The organism is Micromonospora sp. NPDC049044 (assembly GCF_040649215.1).
Taxonomy (GTDB): domain Bacteria; phylum Actinomycetota; class Actinomycetes; order Mycobacteriales; family Micromonosporaceae; genus Micromonospora.
Window position 1 is genome coordinate 24,082 of the sequence record NZ_JBEZFA010000042.1, and the last position, 21,056, is coordinate 45,137.

12 protein-coding genes are annotated in these 21,056 nt (G+C 69.6%); 5 read left to right on the forward strand and 7 right to left on the reverse strand.

Features of this window, described 5'->3' with window-relative positions; translation table 11 throughout:
• Positions 1–60 precede the first annotated feature (60 nt).
• Entirely contained in the window at positions 61–1,446 is a 1,386-nt protein-coding gene (locus AB0B85_RS27685) for a serine/threonine-protein kinase (RefSeq protein WP_357411892.1), read from the forward strand.
• A 90-nt stretch (positions 1,447–1,536) separates the two neighbouring features.
• Here AB0B85_RS27685 and AB0B85_RS27690 read toward each other — a convergent pair whose 3' ends face one another.
• From AB0B85_RS27690 to AB0B85_RS27700, 3 genes are all read right to left on the reverse strand, one after another.
• Complete coding sequence (locus AB0B85_RS27690) at positions 1,537–2,127, reverse strand: hypothetical protein (RefSeq protein WP_357411893.1); 591 nt, start codon at positions 2,125–2,127, stop codon at positions 1,537–1,539.
• An 18-nt stretch (positions 2,128–2,145) separates the two neighbouring features.
• Entirely contained in the window at positions 2,146–2,691 is a 546-nt protein-coding gene (locus tag AB0B85_RS27695) for an RNA polymerase sigma factor (RefSeq protein ID WP_357411894.1), read from the reverse strand.
• Positions 2,692–2,789: 98 nt separating this feature from the next.
• Complete coding sequence (locus AB0B85_RS27700) at positions 2,790–3,410, reverse strand: L-threonylcarbamoyladenylate synthase (RefSeq protein ID WP_357411895.1); 621 nt, start codon at positions 3,408–3,410, stop codon at positions 2,790–2,792.
• 169 nt (positions 3,411–3,579) lie between these two features.
• On the opposite strand from AB0B85_RS27700, the gene AB0B85_RS27705 reads away from it, so the two are divergent.
• Positions 3,580–3,954 (forward strand): hypothetical protein, encoded by a 375-nt coding sequence (locus AB0B85_RS27705; protein ID WP_357411896.1) that lies wholly within the window; start codon positions 3,580–3,582, stop codon positions 3,952–3,954.
• An 89-nt stretch (positions 3,955–4,043) separates the two neighbouring features.
• Here the strand turns inward: AB0B85_RS27705 and AB0B85_RS27710 are convergent, their stop codons facing one another.
• The gene (locus tag AB0B85_RS27710) at positions 4,044–5,465 is read right to left on the reverse strand and encodes a hypothetical protein (RefSeq protein WP_357411897.1); all 1,422 of its coding nucleotides are present in this window, start codon (positions 5,463–5,465) and stop codon (positions 4,044–4,046) included.
• Positions 5,466–5,780: 315 nt separating this feature from the next.
• Between AB0B85_RS27710 and dnaE the strand changes: the two genes are divergently transcribed.
• Complete coding sequence (gene dnaE, locus AB0B85_RS27715) at positions 5,781–9,311, forward strand: DNA polymerase III subunit alpha (RefSeq protein WP_357411898.1); 3,531 nt, start codon at positions 5,781–5,783, stop codon at positions 9,309–9,311.
• A gap of 141 nt (positions 9,312–9,452) precedes the next feature.
• Here dnaE and abc-f read toward each other — a convergent pair whose 3' ends face one another.
• From abc-f to AB0B85_RS27730, 3 genes are all read right to left on the reverse strand, one after another.
• Positions 9,453–11,090 (reverse strand): ribosomal protection-like ABC-F family protein, encoded by a 1,638-nt coding sequence (gene abc-f, locus AB0B85_RS27720; protein ID WP_357411899.1) that lies wholly within the window; start codon positions 11,088–11,090, stop codon positions 9,453–9,455.
• Between the two features lie 332 nt (positions 11,091–11,422).
• Complete coding sequence (locus tag AB0B85_RS27725) at positions 11,423–12,118, reverse strand: response regulator (protein ID WP_357411900.1); 696 nt, start codon at positions 12,116–12,118, stop codon at positions 11,423–11,425.
• Positions 12,115–13,701 carry a sensor histidine kinase gene (locus tag AB0B85_RS27730; RefSeq protein WP_357411901.1) on the reverse strand — a complete coding sequence of 529 codons (1,587 nt, stop codon included), beginning with the start codon at positions 13,699–13,701 and terminating at the stop codon, positions 12,115–12,117. The genes AB0B85_RS27725 and AB0B85_RS27730 overlap by 4 nt, the downstream gene beginning before the upstream one ends.
• A 99-nt stretch (positions 13,702–13,800) precedes the next feature.
• Here AB0B85_RS27730 and AB0B85_RS27735 point away from each other — a divergent pair, with 99 nt between their 5' ends.
• Positions 13,801–15,192 carry a cation:dicarboxylase symporter family transporter gene (locus AB0B85_RS27735; protein WP_357411902.1) on the forward strand — a complete coding sequence of 464 codons (1,392 nt, stop codon included), beginning with the start codon at positions 13,801–13,803 and terminating at the stop codon, positions 15,190–15,192.
• 621 nt (positions 15,193–15,813) lie between these two features.
• Positions 15,814–20,907 carry a phospholipase A2 gene (locus AB0B85_RS27740; RefSeq protein WP_357411903.1) on the forward strand — a complete coding sequence of 1,698 codons (5,094 nt, stop codon included), beginning with the start codon at positions 15,814–15,816 and terminating at the stop codon, positions 20,905–20,907.
• Positions 20,908–21,056 lie beyond the last annotated feature (149 nt).

The following is a 21,056-nucleotide window of genomic DNA, read 5'->3' on the forward strand; positions in this document are numbered from 1 at the left end:
CGACCGAGCCGGTCTACTGTGCAGAGAAACGCCTACCGACAGTGCGGCGGGGGTGACACGGTGACCGCTCCGCTGCGGATCGGGCCCTACGCCGTCGAACGGCTGCTGGGCGTCGGCTCGTTCGCAACCGTCTGGTTGGGCTACGACCCGGCGCTCGACGCGCACGTGGCGATCAAGGTCCTGGCCGAGAACTGGAGCCACGACCTGCGGGTCCGGGAACGCTTCCGCGACGAGGCCCGACTGCTGCGGCAGTTGGAGCACGAGCGGCTGGTCCGGGTACACGCCGTCGGTGAACTGCCCGACGGCCGGCCGTACGCGGTGCTGGCCTGGGCGGACGGGGGCAGCCTGCGGGACCGGCTGGCCAGCGGCCCGATGCCCGGCCCGACGGCGCTGCGCCTGCTCGGCGAGGTCTGCGCGGGCGTGACAGTGCTGCACCGGCACGGCGTCGTCCACCGCGATCTCACCCCGGGCAACATCCTGTTCCACTCCACCGGCGCGGGCACCGGCACCGAGCGCGTCCTGATCGCCGACCTCGGTCTCGCCAAGGCGTTGGCCACGGCCTCCGGCCTCACCGCACCGGCCGGTACCCCCGGCTACATGGCACCGGAGCAGGACGATCCGGGCGCGATTGTCGACGCCCGCGCCGACGTGTACGGGCTCGGCCGGCTCGGCATCCGGCTGCTCGCCGCCGATCCCCACGGCGTCCCGCCCGACCCGCCCCGACCGGGCGGCGTCCTGCGACTGCGCGCCGGCGTACCGGCACCGGTGGCGGCGGTGCTCCTGCGGGCCACCGCCCACCGGCCGGCCGACCGGTACCCGGACGCCGCAGCGCTGCACGCCGCGCTGAACCGGGCCACCAACCCGGTGCGGCAGTCGCCGCGACCGGTACCGGTGACCCGTCGCCGCCACCGGTTGTCGCTGGCCGTGGCGGTGGTGGCGGCCGTCGTGGTGGTGGGTCCCGAGCCGGGCGGCGTCGGGGCCGGGCCGCCCGGTGGTGGCACGTACACCGCCGGACCGCTCAGCGTGACACTGCCGGACGGCTGGTCGGCGACCGGTACGGCCTGGGCCGGTCAGTACGGCGCCGACGGCGAAGCGGATCCGGCTCTGGTGATGTCGCCGCAGCCCCGCCGGTGGGCCGCCGATCCCCGGGTGCCCGGCGCGTTCGTCGGCGTCTCCGTCAGCGTGGCCGCGCGCACCACACCCGCCGGGTTCCTGGCCGAACGCACGCACGGGGACTGCGCCGACACGGCGGCGCGCACCACCCGGCAGGCCGGCGTCGAGTGGACAGTGGTGACCTACCGCTGCGACCGGGGCCGGCCGCGGATCGTCGAGGCCGCCGGGCGGCATCCCCGCCGCGCCGCTCTGCTGTACGCGCAGATCGTGCCACCCGTGGACGGTGCACCCGACTTCGTGGACGTTCTGCTCGCCGGCGTACGCCTGCGGTAGGTGCGGCTGAACGCGCCCGGCCGCCGCAGGTGTGTAGCTGTCCCGGTGGCGGAGAATCATGAGCCGGTGACCGGTGGCACCATCCCCGGGTCAGCGGACCACCACCGTGATGGTGTACGCCCGGTCCGGCTGCGGGATCGTGACGTCGACAGTGCCGGGGCGGACGAACCTGATGTCCACCACCCCTGCCTCGTAGTGCTGGCTGACCAGTTCCGGACGGTCCACAGTTACCAGGCCGGGGCCGATGCCCTGGATCCGGAGCACCGCGCCGGTGGCGAAGCAGAGCGAGCCCAACAGGCTGAGCTCGGTCTCGGCAAGTGGCAGGTCGTAGCGGACCGCGCCCTGACACGCGGCGGGCGCGTCGGTCGACGGGGGAGTCGTTCGGGGCGTACCCCTCCCGATCGTCGGTGTGGGCGGCATCGGCACGGGCCGCCCGGCTGTCGACGGCGGCCGGGACGGCGACCCGACGGGGTGGGATGTCGCCGGAGGTGTCGTCATCGGCGTCGCCGGTTTCGGTGGTGTCGACGCTGACGTCGACGGGGGCGGCCGGCCGGGTTGGACGGGCAGCGGCGAGACCGCGTCGCTGCCGCAGGCGGTGACCGCCACGGTGGCCGCGACCGCGATGACGGCACCGGTGACGGCACGGCGCAGCGAGATCATCGCGGCCCGCTCCCTGGTCATCACCGCCGACCGACCGGCTCAGCCCTGGTCGACGCCGAGCCGTTGCCGCACCTGCCGGCGGGCCAGGTGCAGCCGGGACTTCACAGTGCCCACCGGCACGTCGATGAGTGCGGCGATCTCGGGATAGCTCAGCCCCAGGACGTCGCGCAGGGCCACCACCTCGGCCAGCTCGGGGTGGACCGCGTCGAAGGCGTCGAGCAGGTCGAGGCGGGTGCCGGCGACCACGCTGGTCCGCCGCGGGTCGGCCCGGTCCGGGACGGGCACCCCGCCGGCCTCCAGCCGGCAGCGGCGGCGCAGCGCGCGGTACGTCGAGCGGGCCCGGTTGGCGGTCAGCCGGTGCAGCCAGGTGCGGAACGAGGAGCGTCCCTCGAACCGGGTGATGCCGTTGGCCAGCGCCAGCAGGGTGTCCTGGCAGGCCTCCTCGGCGTCCTCCCGGTTGGGCAGGAACCGGGCGCACAGCCGCAACACCTCGGGGCGTACCGCGAGCAGCAGGGCGTCCAGAGCCGCCGGGTCGCCGCGTGCGGCGGACCAGGCCAGCGCGTCGATATCGTTCGCGTCGGGCATGCCGGGTGTCCAATGCTCGCCGGTGCCGATCCCCGAGCGTACGACCGGCGCGGCCGGTGTGCCCCGGTACGGTCCGGCACCCGACCCGGACCGGCGCGCTACTCGAAGCGCGACACGTCCCCGGCGCCCCGGCGCAGAATCTCCGGCTCGGGCCCGGACAGGTCGATCACGGTCGTCGGTTCCTTGCCGCAGTCGCCGGCGTCGAGCACCGCGTCGAGCTGGTGGTCGAGCCGTTCCTTGATCTCCCAGCCCTGGGTCATCGGCTCGTCGTCGCCGGGCAGGACCAGCGTGCTGGACACCAGCGGCTCGCCCAGCTCGGCCAGCAGCGCCTGGGTGACGGTGTGCCGGGGCACCCGGACGCCGACGGTCCGCTTCTTCGGGTGCAGCATCCGGCGCGGCACCTCCCGGGTGGCCGGCAGGATGAACGTGTAGCTGCCCGGGGTGGACGCCTTGACCAGGCGGAAGACCGAGTTGCTGATCTGGACGAACTGGCCGAGCTGTGCGAAGTCCCGGCAGACCAGGGTGAAGTGGTGCCGGTCGTCGAGCTGGCGGATCTGGCGGATCCGGTCCAGCCCGTCCTGGTTGCCCAGCTGGATGCCGAGCGCGTAGCAGGAGTCCGTCGGGTAGGCGACCAGCCCACCGCCGCGGATCAGGTCGGCGACCTGGCCGATGATCCGGGGTTGCGGGTTCTCCGGGTGAACGTCGTAGTACCTGGCCATGTTGCGAGCCTAGGCGCATTCTTCGTGCGGACCGGACGCGGGCCCGGGGTGGATCCTGAGCGGGGTTCGCGGTAGGCGACCGGTGCCCGCCAGGAAGCCGGAAGGAAGCGCTATCTTGCGATCCCAGCGTCGAGCACTGCCAGGTCGTGGATGGATGGGTCGGTGACCGATGAGCGACTTCGGGATTCTGGTGGGTCGGGTGGAGGGTGCTGTCGATCTGCCTCGCTTGCTTGAGGAGGTGGGGGAGACTCTGGGCGTCCGCCTTCGGGAGATGCCCGAGGGTAGTCGCCGGTTCTGGGGCGAGTTGGGTGATCACCGCGTCTATGTGAACGACGAGTTCGATGTGAACGGCGTCGACGAGCCCACCGAGCCTTACCAGAGTCATCCCTACGAGATCATCGTCGACGCGGCCGATGATGTGGACGGAAAGTCAATTGCGGTCCGTCTCTACGAAGTCATGAAGGGATCTGGTGAGTATCAACTAATTCTGCTGAATGAAGGATTGTTCCTCGGTTCGACCCACTTCCCGGAGGAGGAGTGGTGAAGCCCTGGCCCGAAGTGGTGTGCCAGGCCACCGAGGCCGTCCGCGGAGTCCTGCCCAGATGATCGAGAGTTGACATGCCGTGACCGCGCTCAGTCGCGCCACTCGTCCTTGAAGGTGGACGGGTAGGTGCCCTCGGGCAGTGCCGGGCGCAGCGCTGAGTAGACCTGCTCGGCTGCGACGTCGGTGTAGTCATCGAAGGTCTCCGCTGCCTGCAGCCACCAGCCGCCACCGGCGAGATGGTCGACCCGCACGAACGCGCCGGTCTTGCGCAGTCGTTCGGCGCCACCCAGGCGCCGTGCCATCGACTCGGAAATGATCGTGATCCACGAATAGCCAGGCAGAGTGTGTTCCACGGATCGCACCGTCTCCGACGAGTGCAGATAGAGCGCGTACTCGAGCCCGGTCTTGAGCCTCACGCCGTAGCTGATGCCGACCATGCCGAAGAGCGCACCGTGCTCGGCGGCCCGACGCAGCAACGCGTGCGCCCGCTCGCTGAACCTGACAAAGACGGCCCGGGGCAGCGTGATTCCGAGCACCGCTCGTCGCCGGCCGTCCATCGGGTACTGCCAGAACTCCACCTCGAGTGACCCCTCGTCGAGCACAGCCACCCCAGGGGTCCCTTGACCGTCGGCAGCACCGACACGCAGGTACTGGAAGTCGTGCGTCCGCCAGTCGACCTGCCCGACGAACGACCGCCATTCCTCGTCGTTGAAGAAGGGAAGTTGCCATGATCGCTGCTCGTCGCCGTCCGCCGCCCCGATGACCGCCTCGATCCCACAGGTGCCTCCGCGAGCTGCCCCGGCGAGCGCATCGGATGGCAGGATTTCGGCAAAGAAGTTCCGAGCTGATTCAAACCATTCCTGGACGACGCGTCCCTTCTCGTTGTCGCCGTCGGGGAGGTCGATGGTGAGCAGGAGGTCGACGCTTTCCGGCCGCTTCCAGGGCCGACCATCCGAGTTGGTCCTGGGCGAGGACGGCTGGTCGGCAGCGTCTTCGCTTTCGTCCTGGAAACCCAGCGCCTTTCGGGAGTCACGGTCCGCCTCGTGGGCGGCGCCGAGCGCCAGGTTGATCGCCAGTCGTTCCTCGAAGTCATCCTCGCCGTCGATGCCGAACGCCCGGTACAGCTGGATGCCGTCGTCAGGGCCGCTGCGGACCTCGATCCGCCCGTCCACGTCGAAGTAGCTGGACGCCGTCACACAATCCTGCTCGAAGATGCTGTTGGGACCGGCCACCACGGGCTTGTTCACGATGCGGGCCAGCTCGTACGGATTCGCGAGGAGTTGCTCCAGCCGGTTCTGGGCACGTCGCGCCCCCGCCGGGTCATCGGGCTCGAAGATCCACACCCAGATCTCCTGCGGATGCCCGTCCCAACAGATGAGTTCGGGGCCGGGACGCTCGTCGTGGAGGTCACATGTCAGCAGAGCGTCCGGGAAGCGTCTCCGTAGCTCCGCTACGCGCGTGGCGAGCCCGCCCGCATATGCCGCATGGACCGAAATGTCCCAACCGCTCATTGCCGCTCCTCAGCGCAGTTCGCCGAACATACGACCGGGCGCGACGGACGCGGCCCCTGCCACCCGTACCGCCGTAGGTGCGCTGCCACGTCGCCAGGGTCGCACCCTAATCGATCATGGCCGAACGTCTGCCGTCAGGGCCGCGGAGCCGTCCGAGGGTTCGTGCTGGCGAGCCGGGAGCGGCCGTGAAGATCGCTGGACGAGACGCGGGCCACGACCCTCGGCGCGGCCGGTGGAGCCGTCGAGATCACCTCGGTAGGGTAGGTCCCGGTCGGCTCCGACCACCAAGATCCACACCGCCGGGGGGCGCCAGGCATGGCCGATTCGTTCGCGCATCTGCACGTGCACACCGAATACTCGATGCTCGACGGAGCGGCCCGCCTCAAGGACCTGTTCGCCGAGGCCAACCGGCTGGGCATGCCGGCGGTGGCGATCACCGACCACGGCAACATGCACGGCGCGAACGACTTCTACAACCAGGCGATGGCCGCCGGGATCACCCCGATCCTGGGCGTCGAGGCGTACGTGGCGCCGGAGTCGCGCTATCACAAGGCGCGGGTCAAGTGGGGTCGGCCGGAACAGAAGAGCGACGACGTCTCCGGTAACGGCGCGATCACCCACAAGACCATGTGGGCGAAGAACGCGCAGGGGTTGAAGAACCTGTTCACCCTCAACTCGCGGGCGTCCATGGAGGGGCACTACGTCAAGTGGCCCCGGATGGACATGGAGTTGATCGCCGAGCACGCCGAGGGGATCATGGCGACCACCGGTTGCCCGTCCGGGGCGGTGCAGACCCGGCTGCGGCTGGGTCAGTTCGACGAGGCGCTCAAGGTCGCGGCGAGCTACCAGGACATCTTCGGCAAGGACAACTACTTCCTGGAGATCATGGATCACGGCCTCTCCATCGAGAGCCGGGTCCGTGAGGGGCTCACCGAGATCGCCCGCAAGCTGGACATCCCACCGGTCGTCACCAACGACTCGCACTACACCCACGAGGCGCAGGCCACCGCGCACGACGTGCTGCTCTGCGTGCAGACCGGCAGCAACATCGACGACCCCAACCGGTTCCGGTTCGAGGGTGGCGGCTACTTCGTCAAGAGCGCCGACCAGATGCGCGCTGTCGACTCCTCCGAGCTGTGGCAGCAGGGCTGCCGCAACACCCTGCTGGTCGCCGAGAAGGTCGACCCGAAGGGCATGTTCGAGTTCCACAACCTGATGCCGCGCTTCCCGGTGCCCGAGGGGGAGACCGAGGAGTCCTGGTTCCGCAAGGAGACCTTCGCCGGGCTGGGCCGCCGCTACCCGAACGGCATCCCGGAGGGGCACGTCGTCCAGGCCGAGTACGAGCTGGGCGTCATCAACCAGATGGGCTTCCCGTCGTACTTCCTCGTGGTCGCCGACTTCATCCAGTGGGCCAAGAGCCAGGGCATCTCGGTGGGTCCGGGCCGTGGTTCGGCCGCCGGCTCGCTCGTCGCGTACGCGCTGGGCATCACCGACCTCGACCCGATCCAGCACGGTCTGATCTTCGAGCGGTTCCTGAATCCCGAGCGGGTCTCGATGCCGGATGTCGACATCGACTTCGACGAGCGTCGGCGCGGTGAGGTGATCAAGTACGTCACCGACAAGTGGGGTGAGGACAAGGTCGCCCAGATCGCCACCTTCGGCACGATCAAGGCGAAGGCCGCGATCAAGGACTCGGCTCGGGTGCTCGGTTTCCCGTACGCGGTCGGCGACCGGATCACCAAGGCGATGCCGCCGGCGGTGATGGGCAAGGACATCCCGCTCACCGGCATCTTCGACGCCAAGCACCCCCGCTACGCCGAGGCCGGCGAGATCCGCGGCCTGTACGACTCCGACCCGGACGTCCGCAAGGTGATCGACACCGCGAAGGGCATCGAGGGGCTGATCCGGCAGACAGGTGTGCACGCCGCCGGCGTCATCATGTCCGCCGAGCCGATCATCGAGCACATCCCGTTGATGCGCCGGGACGCCGACGGGGCGATCATCACGCAGTTCGACTACCCGACGTGCGAGTCGCTCGGGCTGTTGAAGATGGACTTCCTCGGCCTGCGCAACCTGACGATCATCGACGACGCCGTCAAGAACATCGAGCTGAACCACGGTTTGAAGCTCGACCTGCTGGCCCTACCGCTGGACGACCCGGCCGCGTACGAGCTGCTGGCCCGCGGTGACACCCTTGGCGTGTTCCAGCTCGACGGTGGGCCGATGCGCTCGCTGCTGCGGTTGATGAAGCCTGACAACTTCGAGGACATCTCCGCCGTCCTGGCCCTGTACCGGCCCGGTCCGATGGGCGTCGACTCGCACACCAACTACGCGCTGCGCAAGAACGGCCTCCAGGAGATCACCCCGATCCACCCGGAGCTGGAGGAGCCGCTGCGGGAGATCCTGGCACCCACCCACGGCCTGATCGTCTACCAGGAGCAGGTGCAGCGCGCCGCGCAGATCCTCGCCGGTTACACCCTCGGTCAGGCGGACCTGCTGCGTCGGGCCATGGGTAAGAAGAAGAAGGAGATCCTCGACAAGGAGTTCATCCCGTTCCGGGACGGCTGCCGCGAGCGCGGCTACTCCGACGAGGCGATCCAGGCGGTGTGGGACGTCCTGGTGCCCTTCGCCGGCTACGCCTTCAACAAGGCGCACTCCGCCGCGTACGGTCTGGTCTCCTACTGGACGGCGTACCTGAAGGCGCACTACCCGGCGGAGTACATGGCCGGGCTGCTCACCAGTGTCGGCGACGACAAGGACAAGATGGCGCTCTACCTGTCCGAGTGCCGCCGGATGCGCATCCAGGTGCTGCCACCGGACGTGAACACCTCGGCCGGGCCGTTCACCCCGGTCGGTAAGGACATCCGCTTCGGCCTGGCCGCTGTGCGCAACGTCGGCGCGAACGTGGTCGCCTCGATCATGCGGTGCCGCCAGGAGAAGGGCGACTACACCGACTTCTACGACTTCCTGTCCAAGGTGGACGCGGTGGTCTGCAACAAGAAGACGATCGAATCGCTGATCAAGGCGGGCGCGTTCGACTCGCTCAACCATCCCCGCAAGGGGCTGCTCGCGGTGCACGCCGACGCCATCGACGCGTACGCCGATGTCAAGCGCAAGGAGGCGGTCGGCCAGTACGACCTGTTCGGCGCGGGCTTCGGTGACGCCGACACCGGCAGCACCACGGTGATGCCGACCATCGGCGACAGCGAGTGGGACAAGCGCGACAAGTTGGCGTTCGAGCGGGAGATGCTCGGCCTGTACGTCTCCGACCACCCGCTGTTCGGCCTGGAGCACATCCTCGGCGCGGCGGCCGACACCACCATCGCGTCCCTCGCCGAGGACGGCGCGGTGCCCGACGGGGCTGTCGTCACCCTGGCCGGCATCCTCTCCGGGGTGCAGCGCCGGGTCACCAAGCAGGGCCGCGCCTGGGCGTCGGCCACCCTGGAGGACCTGGCCGGTGGTGTGGAGACGCTGTTCTTCCCCAACACCTACGAGGTGATCGGGCAGTACATCGCCGAGGACGCCATCGTGGTGGTCAAGGGCCGGGTGGACCGCCGCGACGACACCCCGCGGATCATGGCGATGGACATGTCCATGCCGGACGTCAGCACCAGCGCCACCAACAAGCCGGTCACCCTCACCATCCCGGTGCACCGCTGCACGCCGCCGCTGATGGAGAAGCTCAAGGAAACGCTTGTGCTGCACCCCGGCGACACCGAGGTGCACGTCAAGCTGCTCAACGGCGGCCGTACCACCACCCTGCGGCTGGGTCCGTTCCGGGTGGCGGCGACGACAGCGCTCATGGGCGACCTGAAGAGCGTCCTCGGCCCTGCCAACGTGGGCTGACCAGGCCAGGCCACGGCCCGGCCCGTCGCCGCCGGCGCGCCTCGTCGATCATGGAGTTGTGGTGGGTGACAAAGCGCCCATCGTTGCGCTTAACGGGCACCACAACTCCATGATCGACGGAGCTGGTGGGGGCCTTGCGGCTCAGGCCCGGTCGGGGGCGCTGATCTCCCGCAGTTGGCCGTCGGCCAACCGCAGCCAGCGCTGCACGCCGATCTCGGCGAGGAACCGTTCGTCGTGGCTGACCACCACGAACGCACCCTGGTACGCGGACAGCGCGCTCTCCAGTTGGGCGACGCTGACCAGGTCCAGGTTGTTCGTCGGCTCGTCGAGCAGCAGCAGTTGCGGCGCCGGCTCGGCGCAGAGCACACACGCGAGCGTGGCGCGCAGCCGCTCCCCGCCGGAGAGCACCCCGACCGGCAGGTTGACCCGGCTGCCCCGGAACAGGAACCGGGCCAGCAGGTTCATCCGCTTGGCGTCCGGCAGGCTCGGCGCGTACGCGGCGAAGTTCTCCGCCACCGAGCGGTCGAGGTCCAGCAGGTCCAGCCGCTGCGACAGGTACGCGATCCGCCCGTCGCCGCGCTTCAGCTCGCCACCGGACGGTTCGAGGTCGCCGTTGATCAGGCGCAGCAGTGTCGACTTGCCGGCGCCGTTCGCCCCGGTGAGCGCGATCCGTTCCGGCCCTCGGATCACCAGGTCAGCGCCGTCGCCGCCGAACAGCTCCCGGTCGTCGAAGCGGGCCCGCATCCCCTGGCCGGAGAAGACAGTGCGCCCGCCCGGAACGGTGGTGTCCGGCAGATCCACTGTGATCCGGTCCTCGTCGCGGACCGCCCGCCCGGCCTCGTCGAGTCGGGCCCTGGCCTGACCGAGCCGGCCGGCGTGCGTTTCCTGCGCCTTTCCCGCCGACTCCTGCGCGCTGCGCTTGAGCCCGCCGGCCACGATCCGGGCCAGGCCGGCGTTCTTCAGGTTCTTGGCGGCGTTGCTGGCCCGCCGGTCGGCACGCTCGCGAGCCTGCTGCATCTCCCGCTTCTCCCGCTTGACCTCCTGCTCGGCGTTGCGCAGGTTGCTCTCGGCCACCTCCCGCGCCGCCTGCACCGCCTCGGTGTACGCGGTGAAGTTGCCCCCGTACCAGTTGATCTCGCCTCGTTCCAGCTCGGCGATGCGGTCCATCCGGTCCAGCAGCTCCCGGTCGTGGCTGACCAGCAGCAGGCACCCCGACCAGTCGGTGAGCACGTCGTAGAGCTTGTGCCGGGCCGCCAGGTCCAGGTTGTTCGTCGGCTCGTCCAGCAGCAGTACGTCCGGGCGGCGCAGCAGCTGCGCCGCCAGCCCGAGGGAGACCACCTGGCCGCCGCTGAGGGTGTGCAGCCGTCTGTCGAGTTCCAGGTCGCCGAGGCCGAGCCGGTCCAGTTCGGCGCCGGTGCGCTCCTCGATGTCCCAGTCGTCGCCGATGGTGGCGAAGTGCGCCTCGCTGGCGTCGCCGGCCTCGATGGCGTGCAGCGCCGCGATCCGCTCGGCGACGCCGAGCACCTGCGCCACGGCCAGGTCGCCGGCCAGGGGGAGGGTCTGCGGGAGGTAGCCGAGCAGTCCGTCGACGGTGACGCTGCCGCCGGTGGGCCGCAGTTCCCCGGCGATCAGCCGCAGCAGGGTGCTCTTGCCGGCGCCGTTGGGCGCGACGAGCCCGGTGCGACCGCCCGGGACGGTGAAGGACAGCTCCGAGAAGACCGGGGTGTCGTCCGGCCAGGAGAAGGACAGGTTCGAGCAGACAATGAACGCATCAGACATGCGAGTGACCTCAGAGGGTGGGGTGGGCGTGCCTAAGCCGCCCGACGACACGGGGACCTGGGGAACGACGGCATGGCCACGGTGGCGGCGCCTACACGCGCCGAACCGATGGCCGAACATGTCCGGTCTCACCCGGAGATGTCGTCGTCACCCGCCATGTCTGGTCTCCCTTGTCGCACCGCTAACCCAACGCGCCAAGTCTAACAACGGATCTTCACCCCGCCACCGGGTTCCCGGCCCACGCCGTCGATCATGGAGTTCTGGCGGTCGATAAGTTCCTGAACGCACCATTCGTCAGGCACCACAACTCCATGATCGACGGGGTAGGGGGCTCAGCGCGGACGGTACTCGACCTCGGGGCGGCCGGGGGTGCCGTAGCGGGGGTTGCGGACGGCGCGGTCGATGGTGACCAGATACTCCAGGTAGCGGCGGGCGGTCACCCGGGAGATGCCGGTCGCCACGCTCACCTCGGTCGCGGACAACCCCGCCCGCGGGTCGGAACCGTCGGCCAGCGCCGCGCGTACCCGATTGAGGGTCTGCGCGTCGAGCCCCTTGGGCAGGCTGTTTCCGGCGGTGCCGCGCAGGGTGGCGAACATCCGGTCCACGTCGTGCTGGGCGGCCACCTCACCGTCGGCGAGCGCCTGGGCGCGGTAGTCGGCGTAGCGCTCCAGCTTGTCGCGGAACGCCGCGAACGTGAACGGTTTGAGCAGGTAGTGGGTCACCCCGAGGGACACCGCGGTGCGCACCACCGCCAGGTCCCGGGCGGAGGTCACCGCCAGCACGTCGACGCTGCTGCCGGCCGCCCGCAGCGCCCGGCAGACGTCCAGGCCGGGCAGGTCAGGGAGCCGAAAATCAAGGAGTACGAGGTCCACGTCGCCGCCGTCGTTGGCGCGCAGGGCCGCCATCGCCGCCCGCGCGGTGTGCGCCATCCCGACCACCACGAAACCGGGAACCCGCTCGGTGTACGCGGCATGCGCCTCGGCGAGCAGCGGCTCGTCCTCGACGACGAGCACCCGGATTCCGGTCACGAACGCTCACCTCCACTCGGCAGACGGACTGTGAACAGGCTGCCGCCGTCGTCCGAGCGGCTCACGTCGTAGCTGCCGCCGTGCCGCCGGACCACCTGCCCGACCAGCGCCAGCCCGAGGCCCCGGCCGGTGCTCTTGGTGGACCAGCCGCGCCGGAACGCGTCGGCCACCCGTTCCGGGGCCAGCCCGGGGCCGCTGTCGGCCACCCGGACCAGCAACTCGTCGTCGACCTCGCCGACGAAGACCCGTACCTGCCGTGGCGCGGGCGTGCCCGCCACCGCCTCCAGGGCGTTGTCGACCAGGTTGCCGACGACGGTGAGCAGGTCGCTGGTCGGCAGTGGACTGTCGTCGAGGCGGCAGTCCGGCTCGACGACCAGGTCCACCCCACGCTCGCCGGCCTGTGCCGACTTGCCGAGCAGCAGCGCGGCGAGGGCCGGTTCGGTCACCGCGCCGACCACCTGGTCGGTCAGTTGCTGGGCGAGGGCCAGGTCCCGGGTGCCGAGCCGGACGGCCTCGTCGGGGCGGCCCAACTCCACGAGCGTCAGCACCGTGTGCAGCCGGTTGGCCGACTCGTGGGTCTGCGCCTGCAACGCCTCGGTCAGCGCGCGCACCGAGTCCAGCTCGCTGGCCAGGGTGCGCAGCTCGGTCTGGTCGCGCAGGGTCAACACGGTGCCGAGCACCGCGCCCTCGAAACGGGTGGTCCGCTGATTGGCGACAAGCACCCGGTCACCGGCGAGGATCGGCTCGTCGCGGGCGTCGCGCCCGGAGTCGAGCAGCTCGGCCACCGCGGGCGGCAGGTCGATCCCGGCGACCGGCTGGTCGATGACCGGCGCGTCCGCGTCGAGCCCCAGCAGGCGGCGGCCCTCGTCGTTGACAAGCGCCACCTGCCGGTCGGTGGTCAGCACCACCAGACCCTCGCGCACCGAGTGCAGGACCGCGTCGTAGTACTCGTACATCCGGGTCATCTGCGCCGGACCGAGACCGTGTGTCTGGCGGCGCAGGCGGCGGCTGAGCAGCCAGGAGCCGGTGGCGGCGAGCGCGAGCGCCGGTGCGGCGACGCCCAGCAGCACCGGCAGCTGGCCGAGCAACTTACGGTCGATCGCGCGGGTCCTGATGCCCACAGAGACCAGGCCGACGATCCGCCGCTGCTCGTCGTACACGGGAACGACAGCGCGCACCGACTCGCCGAGCGTCCCGACGTTCGTGGTGGTGAACGGACGGCCGGCCAGGGCGGGCCCGATGTCGCCGACGAACGGCTCGCCGATCCGCTCCCGGGTGGGGTGGGAGTACCGGGTGCGGTCGGGGGCCATCACCACCACGAAGTCGGTGCCCGTCGCCTCGCGGGTCGATTCGGCGTACGGCTGCAGGATGCTGGTCGGGTCGGCGGTGGTGAGGGCCGCGCGGACGTCGGGGGAGCCGGCCACGGTCTGCGCGACCGCGAGTACCTCCTCCTGGGCGGCCTGGCGGGAGTCGCTACGGGCCAGCCAGAACGCGCCCGCCGCTCCGGCCAGCACGAGCAGCGTCACCACCATCGCCTGGAGGGCGAAGAGCTGCCCCGCGATGCTCCACTGCCGTCGGACCACCTTCCACCACCTCCTTCGTGCGTCGCTGCCGTTGTCGTTCGCGGTGAACAGAATGACCGCAAGGCTGTCAACGGATGAGATGCGCTTCACATTGTCGACATGGACACCACCGCATCCGCCACCACACCGGCACCGGCGGTCCGCCGGGACCGTACCCGTTACCTCTACCTGGCCGTCATCGTGGCCGTGCTCGCCGGCATCGTGGTTGGCCTGGTCGCCCCCGATTTCGGCAAGGAACTCAAGCCGATCGGCACCGGCTTCGTCAACCTGATCAAGATGATGATCAGCCCGGTCATCTTCTGCACGATCGTGCTCGGCGTCGGCTCCGTCCGGCAGGCCGCGAAGGTCGGCAAGGTCGGCGGCCTCGCCCTCGGCTACTTCCTCACCATGTCGACAGTCGCGCTCGCCATTGGCCTGGTGGTCGGCAACCTCATCCACCCCGGCTCCGGCCTGAACCTGGGCGCGGACCTCGCGGGCGCGGGCAAGGCCGCCGCCGGCGACGAAGCCGCCGGTACGGCGGAGTTCCTGCTCGGCATCATCCCGACCACGATGCTCTCCGCGCTCACCGAGGGCGAGGTGCTCCAGACGCTGCTGGTGGCCCTGCTTGTCGGCTTCGCGGTGCAGGCCATGGGCCGGCGCGGTGAGCCGGTGCTCGGCGCGATCGCCGTCATCCAGCGGGTGGTGTTCAAGGTCCTCGCCATGATCATGTGGCTGGCGCCGGTCGGCGCGTTCGGTGCGATGGCCGCCGTGGTCGGGGCGACCGGCGTGGACGCCCTCAAGAGCCTCGCGCAGATCATGCTGGGCTTCTACGCGACCTGCCTGATCTTCGTGCTGGTGTTCCTCGGCGCGCTGCTCTGGTTCGTGGCCCGGATCTCGATCTTCTCGCTGCTGCGTTACCTGGGCCGGGAGTTCCTGCTGATCCTGTCGACCTCGTCGTCGGAGTCGGCGCTGCCCCGGCTGATCGCGAAGATGGAACACTTCGGGGTGAGCAAGCCGGTGGTGGGCATCACGGTGCCGACCGGCTACTCGTTCAACCTGGACGGCACGGCGATCTACCTGACCATGGCGTCGCTGTTCATCGCCGACGCGCTCGGCAACCCGCTCTCCATCGGCGAGCAGATCTCGCTGCTGCTGTTCATGATCATCGCGTCGAAGGGTGCGGCGGGCGTGACCGGCGCCGGCATCGCGACCCTGGCCGGTGGCCTTCAGTCGCACCGGCCGGACCTGGTGGACGGGGTCGGGCTGATCGTGGGCATCGACCGGTTCATGTCGGAGGCGCGGGCGCTTACCAACTTCGCCGGCAACGCGGTGGCGACCGTGTTGGTCGGCACGTGGACCGGCGAGTTCGACAGGGATCGGGCGCTCGGCGTCATGCGCGGCGACGACCCGTTCGACGAGGCCACCATGCTGGACGAGCACGGCGACGAGAGTGAGGCGGACGCGCCGCGTTCGGGTGCGCAGACGCCCGCGCCGGCCGGGTCGTCCGCCTGAGGTACGGCGGCGACCGAGCCGGGGATACGCCGAGCCCCCTGCCCCCTGTCGCGGGGCAGGGGGCGACTCGTTGGCGAACCGACCCACCACCCCGCCGGCACGGAGAGCGCCACACCGCGCGGATAGCCCAGCAGGAGGGCGGGTGCCATTTATCGACCACAACAGCCGGACCCGGACGGATTGGTGGCACACGAATTGTCATGGGGCGCGCTGTGACCTGAGCGTCCCGTTCGCCGGCTTATGTCGGCTGCAAGCCGTCCACTTCCGGCTAACGAGGCAAGTAGCCGATCCCCGTCAATCCCGGGCGCGTTGCCCAGGTGTCCGCAAAAGAGCCAGGTAAACGGGGCAGCTACGTCCGGCGTCGACAGTTACGATGGCCCTAGAAAGATCACTGTCCATCATGGACCAACGTCTTCCTGTTCCCGCCTCACGTCGTCTCCCATCCCGGGAGCGGTCGCACTGCCGTGCCCTGATCTAGGAGACCTGATGCCGCCCTTCGCATCCGGACGTGGTTCCCAAGCCTGGCGTCGTCGGTTGACCGGTCGTCGACGCCGCGGCTGGACGCGCGGTGGCCTGGGGCGAGGGGTGTCCGCCGCGTCGGTGGTGGCGAGCCTCGTGCTGATGCTGACGGCAGCGGCGCCGGCCCGGGCCGTGTCGACCGTCGCGCCGATGTCGGCAGCCGGGGCCAACGCGATGTGGACTGCCTACGGCAACTCGGTGGGCCGCCACTGGACCGGTGGTGACCGCACCGTTTCCGTGGCACTGCCCGACGGGCGGGTGGCCTGGCTCTTCTCGGACACCTACCTCGGCACTGTGAACGGGGATGGCTCCCGCCCGCCCAGCGCGATGATCCACAACGCTCTGGTGGTGCAGGACGACAGCGGGCTTGTCGAAACCCGCTACGGCGGCACGCCGACGGAGCCCACATCGTTCATGTGTGACGACAGCGTGGGGCTCGGCTGCTGGGTGGCCGACGCGATAGTCGACGGCTCCACCGTGCGGGTCCTGGTCAACAACTACGCGTCGACCGGCCCGGGTGCGTTGGATGTCAAGCCCACCGGCTCCGCGCTTGTCACGTTGTCCCTTCCCGCGCTGTCCGTGCAGAGCGTCCAGCAACTGCCGCTGGGCGCGTCGATCACCTGGGGGCAGGAGCTCGTCAATGAGGGCGGGTTCACCTACATCTACGGATCAGAGCACGCGCAGGACATGAAGTTCGTGCACCTGGCCAGGGTGCCCGAGGGTGGCCTGGCCGGGCAGTGGCAATTCTGGACGGGCTCGGGCTGGTCCAGCCAGGAGGGCGCCTCGACGCGGATCGCCAGCGGTGTCGGCACGGCCTTCGCCGTACACAAGATCGATGGGCGTTACCTCCTGGTCACTGTCGAGGGGCACCTGCCCTTCAACTCCGCTGTGGTCGCCTACACGGCGAGTGCCCTGACCGGGCCCTTCGGCGGGCCGATCGAGTTGGCCCGCGCGCCCGAGGTCAACGACAGCCGGCCGATCATGGTCTATGACGCGGACCTGCACCAGGAGTTGGCGCGTGACGGAAAGCTGCTGATCTCCTACAACGTCAACAGCCTGAACTTCCAGGACAATCTGGATGACGCCTCGATCTACCGCCCGCGGTTCATCGAGGTGGACTGGCCGCGCCCGCAACCGGACCAGTCCCAACTTCCGTCGGCACCCGGCAACCTGGCGGCTGTCGCGAACCAGGTGGGCGGCGTCCGGCTCTCCTGGACCGCCCCGTCGGGGGCCAACCTCAAGTACTGGGTCTACCAGAAGGACACGACGGCCGGGCAGATGCAGTGGGCGCGGTTGCCGCAGTCGACGGCCCAGACCTCGATAGATCTGACCGGGCTGCGGAATCAGCGTGTGTACCAGTACCAGATCAGGGCAGAGAACGCGGTTGGCGAAGGCACTGCCTCGGCGGTGGCCTCGGCGACGGCCTCGGTGCCACCGCCCGCAGCGCCCGGCAACCTGACCGCGACCGCCGGCACGGTCGGCGACGTGCGCCTGACCTGGGGTGCCGTCGATCTGGCCTGGTACTACGAGGTGGAAAAGCGCAACGTCACGGCCGGAGAGACCGAGTTCTCCCCGGTCGCCCACCCGAACGGGTCGAAGACCAACCTCACCGTTACACAACTGGTCAACGGAGATGTGTACGAGTTCCGGGTCCGGGCGGTGGGCGGTGCGGGGCCAGGTGCGACATCGAGCCTGGTCCGCGCGACTGCGGTCTACGCCGTGCCGGCTGCGCCGACCGGCCTGACCGCCCTCGCCCAGGCCGACGGCACCATCAAGCTGTCCTGGACGGCCCCTGCCGGTCAGGTCTGGCATCGGGTGTACCAGCGGGATGTCACGGCCGGCGAGGCGCAGTTCACCGTCTGGCCGTTCCCGGTCTCCGCAGGCACCTCAGTGGTGGCTCAGTACCTCGATTCGGGCCACGAGTACGAGTTCAAGGTCGTTGCCACCAACCTGGGTGGGGAGTCGCCTCCGTCGAACCTGGCGCGCGCCACCGCCAGCTACGCCCTGCCGGGTGCGCCGTCCGGTTTGACCGCTGTGGCCCAGGCCGACGGCTCGATCAAGCTGTCCTGGACAGCTCCGACCGGCCAGGCCGGTCAGGTCTGGTACCGGGTGTACCAGCGGGATGTCACCGCCGCGGAGACGCAGTTCACCGCGTGGCCGTTGCCGGTGGCCGAGGGCACGACCGCGGTGGCTCAGTACCTCACCCACGGGCACGAGTACGAGTTCAAGGTGACCGCCACCAACCAGGGAGGCGAGTCCGCGGCCTCCGGCCTGGCCCGTGCGACGTCGACACACCCGGTGCCGGCGGCCCCGAGTGGCCTGAGCGCCACCGCGCAGTCCGACGGAACGGTCAAGCTGGCCTGGGCGTCGCCCGCCAGCCCGGTATGGCACGAGATCTACCAGCGGGACGTGACCGCCGGAGAGCAGACGTTCACTGCCTGGCCGTACCCGGTCACCGAGGGCACCAGTGCGGTGGCCGAATACCTGACCCATGCGCACGAGTACGAGTTCCGGGTGGTCGCCAGCAACTACGCGGGCAAGTCCAGCGCATCGAACACCGCCCGTGCGACCGCCGGCTACCAGTTGCCGCGGGCGCCGTCCGGGCTGACCGCGACCGCAGGTGACGCCCAGGTGACCCTCAACTGGACCGCCGGCGAGCCGAACGTCTGGCACCGGGTGTACCAGCGGGACGTGACGGCAGGGGAGACGACGTTCACCGCGTGGCCCTACCCGGTGACCACGGGCACCAGCGCGACGGCCACCCTCCTGGTGAACGGGCACGAGTACGAGTTCAAGGTCGCCGCGACGAACCAGGCCGGTGAGGGCACGGCAAGCAACACCGTCCGGGTCACCCCCGTACCGCCGAAGCCGGCAGTGACGAACAACCTCACCGCCACCGCGCGGGCCGACGGCACTATCGGGCTGAGTTGGCAGGCGCCGGGCCCGAATGTGTGGTTCGTGATCTACCAGCGGGACGTGACCGCCGGCGAGTCGACCTTCACCAAGTGGCCGCTGCCGGTCACCGAGGGCACCACCGCGCTTGCCCAGTACCTGACCAACGGGCACGTGTACGAGTTCAAGGTGGCCGCGACGAATGCCGGCGGCGAGGGCCCGTCCAGTGCGGCGGCTCGGGCCACTGCCAGGATCGCGGCGCCCTCGGCACCCACCAACCTCCGGGGTGCCACCGCGGGCGACGGCAAGATCGGACTCAGCTGGGACGCACCCGCGGCGGGTGCCTACTCCGCGATCTACTGGCGTGACGTCACCGCCGGCCAGACCACCTTCACCAGGGTGGAATACCTGACCGCCGAGACGTCGATCACCATGGAGTACCTCCAGCACGCCCACGTCTACGAGTACAAGGTGGCCGGGCTCACCGCCGGCGGTGAGGGGCCGACCTCGGCATCGATCCAGGTCACGGCGCGATACAGCGTGCCCGCGCCGCCGACCAACCTGACCGCCACGGCCGGCAACGGTCGGGCCACCCTGGCCTGGGCCGCCAGCCCGACGGCGAACGTGGAGTACGTCGTGTACTACCGCGACGCCACGAACGGTCAGTCCTGGCAGCGGACGCCGTATCCCACCACCGCGACGTCGCAGGCGATGGAATACCTGACCAACGGGCACACGTACCAGTTCCGGGTGGCGGCCTCGAACGCCGGTGCCGAGAGCGCACCCACCGCCACGGCGTCGGCGAAGCCCATGCCGCCGTCACCGCAGGCTCCCTCCGGGCTGACCGCCACCGCCGGAGACGGCAAGGTCAATCTCAGGTGGACGGCCAGCGCCACGGCCAACGTGTGGTACTGGATCGAGATGCGTGACGTCACTGCGGGGCAGGGCTGGACCAGGCTGAAGGACCCGGTCGACGCGACGGCCATGCCCATCAGCTATCTGAACAACGGACACACCTACGAGTTCCGGGTCCGGGCGAACAACCTGACCGGAGACAGCTCCCCCTCCAACGTGGTCTCGGCGAAACCGATGCCGCCGGTGCCGCAGGCGCCGACCAGCCTCCAGGCCGTCGCCGGCGACGGAAAGGTCTCGCTGTACTGGGGGGCCAGTAACACCGGCAATGTCTGGTACCTGATCGAGTACCGGCCGGTCGGGGGCTCCTGGCAGCGGCTGCCGTACCCGGTGACCACCTGCTGCACGTTCACCCAGACGCTGCTGACAAACGGCACCACGTACGAGTTCCGGGTTCGGGCCACCAACCTGGCCGGGGAGTCCGGGACCACGAACGTCGCGTCGGCCCGGCCGATGCCGCCGTTCCCGTCGAACGCGTCGGGTCTCACCGCCACCGCAGGTGACGCCAAGGTCAGCCTGAGGTGGACCGCGAGCGCGACGAGTGGCGTGCAGTACTACATCGAGATGCGCGCCAACGGTGGCGGTTGGCAGCGACTGCCCTACCCGGTCGGATGTTGCTCCTTCACGCTCAACCTGCTCACCAACGGGGCGACATACGACTTCAGGGTGCTGGCGACAAATGTGGCCGGCACCGCGTCGGGCAGCAACATCGCCTCCGCCAAGCCCATGGCGCCGCTTCCGAACGCGCCGACGAACCTCGCTGTCAATACCTGGGTGACCGACGGTGGCGAGTACAGCTGGGTCGGCCTGTCCTGGAGCAAGGTGACAAACACCGCGGTCTGGTACGAGGTCCACTATCGCAACGTGTCGGCGTCGGGTTCGTGGACGAAGCTCTACTCGGGAACCGATCTGTTCCACAACACCATTCGGCTCAAGGGTGGTGACCGATACGACCTCCGGGTGATAGCGCTGAACTTCACCGGTCAGACGTCGAGTGCGGTGGTGGGGGTCGTCCCCAAACGTCACAAGGCTGATCAATATCACTACTTCACCCAGCCGACCGTCGAATCCTCCAGCGAATTCCACAAGGCGAACGCGAACCCGGGCCCAGAGATGCCGTACGGGTTCGACTGGGAAGACAACGGCTGCAGCAGCCCGGATCGGCTCCCGGACCTGACGTATGGGGACGACTTCTTCTTCCAGGCTTGCCAGCGGCATGACTTCGGGTACCGCAACCACTCCACCTGGGGCAACAAGGAGGCCATCGACAGCACCTTCCGCTATGACATGAACGCACTCTGTTCCCAGCGTGCGCGGGATGTAGGGAAGTGCAAATCCAACGCATCGATTTACTACTACGCCGTTTACAACTTCGGGTGGATCGAATGGTAGGAAGCGGTCGGCCGTTCGCGTCTACCCGAGCATGACGCGATCCGGTCGAGCGCCGGTGAGCACCGACTCATCGTGATCCACGGCTCCGCCGGTCGGCCCTCCACGGCTGACCGGCGGAGCCCGGGTGTCGGCTGTACTTGACAGGCGAT

Coding starts and splice junctions, on each gene's coding strand:
- AB0B85_RS27740 (WP_357411903.1), top strand. CDS start 15,814: ATGCTGACGGCAGCGGCGCCGGCCCGGGCCGTGTCGACCGTCGCGCCG.
- AB0B85_RS27695 (WP_357411894.1), bottom strand. CDS start 2,691: ATGCCCGACGCGAACGATATCGACGCGCTGGCCTGGTCCGCCGCACGC.
- AB0B85_RS27705 (WP_357411896.1), top strand. CDS start 3,580: ATGAGCGACTTCGGGATTCTGGTGGGTCGGGTGGAGGGTGCTGTCGAT.
- abc-f (WP_357411899.1), bottom strand. CDS start 11,090: ATGTCTGATGCGTTCATTGTCTGCTCGAACCTGTCCTTCTCCTGGCCG.
- AB0B85_RS27690 (WP_357411893.1), bottom strand. CDS start 2,127: ATGACCAGGGAGCGGGCCGCGATGATCTCGCTGCGCCGTGCCGTCACC.
- AB0B85_RS27710 (WP_357411897.1), bottom strand. CDS start 5,465: ATGAGCGGTTGGGACATTTCGGTCCATGCGGCATATGCGGGCGGGCTC.
- AB0B85_RS27700 (WP_357411895.1), bottom strand. CDS start 3,410: ATGGCCAGGTACTACGACGTTCACCCGGAGAACCCGCAACCCCGGATC.
- dnaE (WP_357411898.1), top strand. CDS start 5,781: ATGGCCGATTCGTTCGCGCATCTGCACGTGCACACCGAATACTCGATG.
- AB0B85_RS27735 (WP_357411902.1), top strand. CDS start 13,801: ATGGACACCACCGCATCCGCCACCACACCGGCACCGGCGGTCCGCCGG.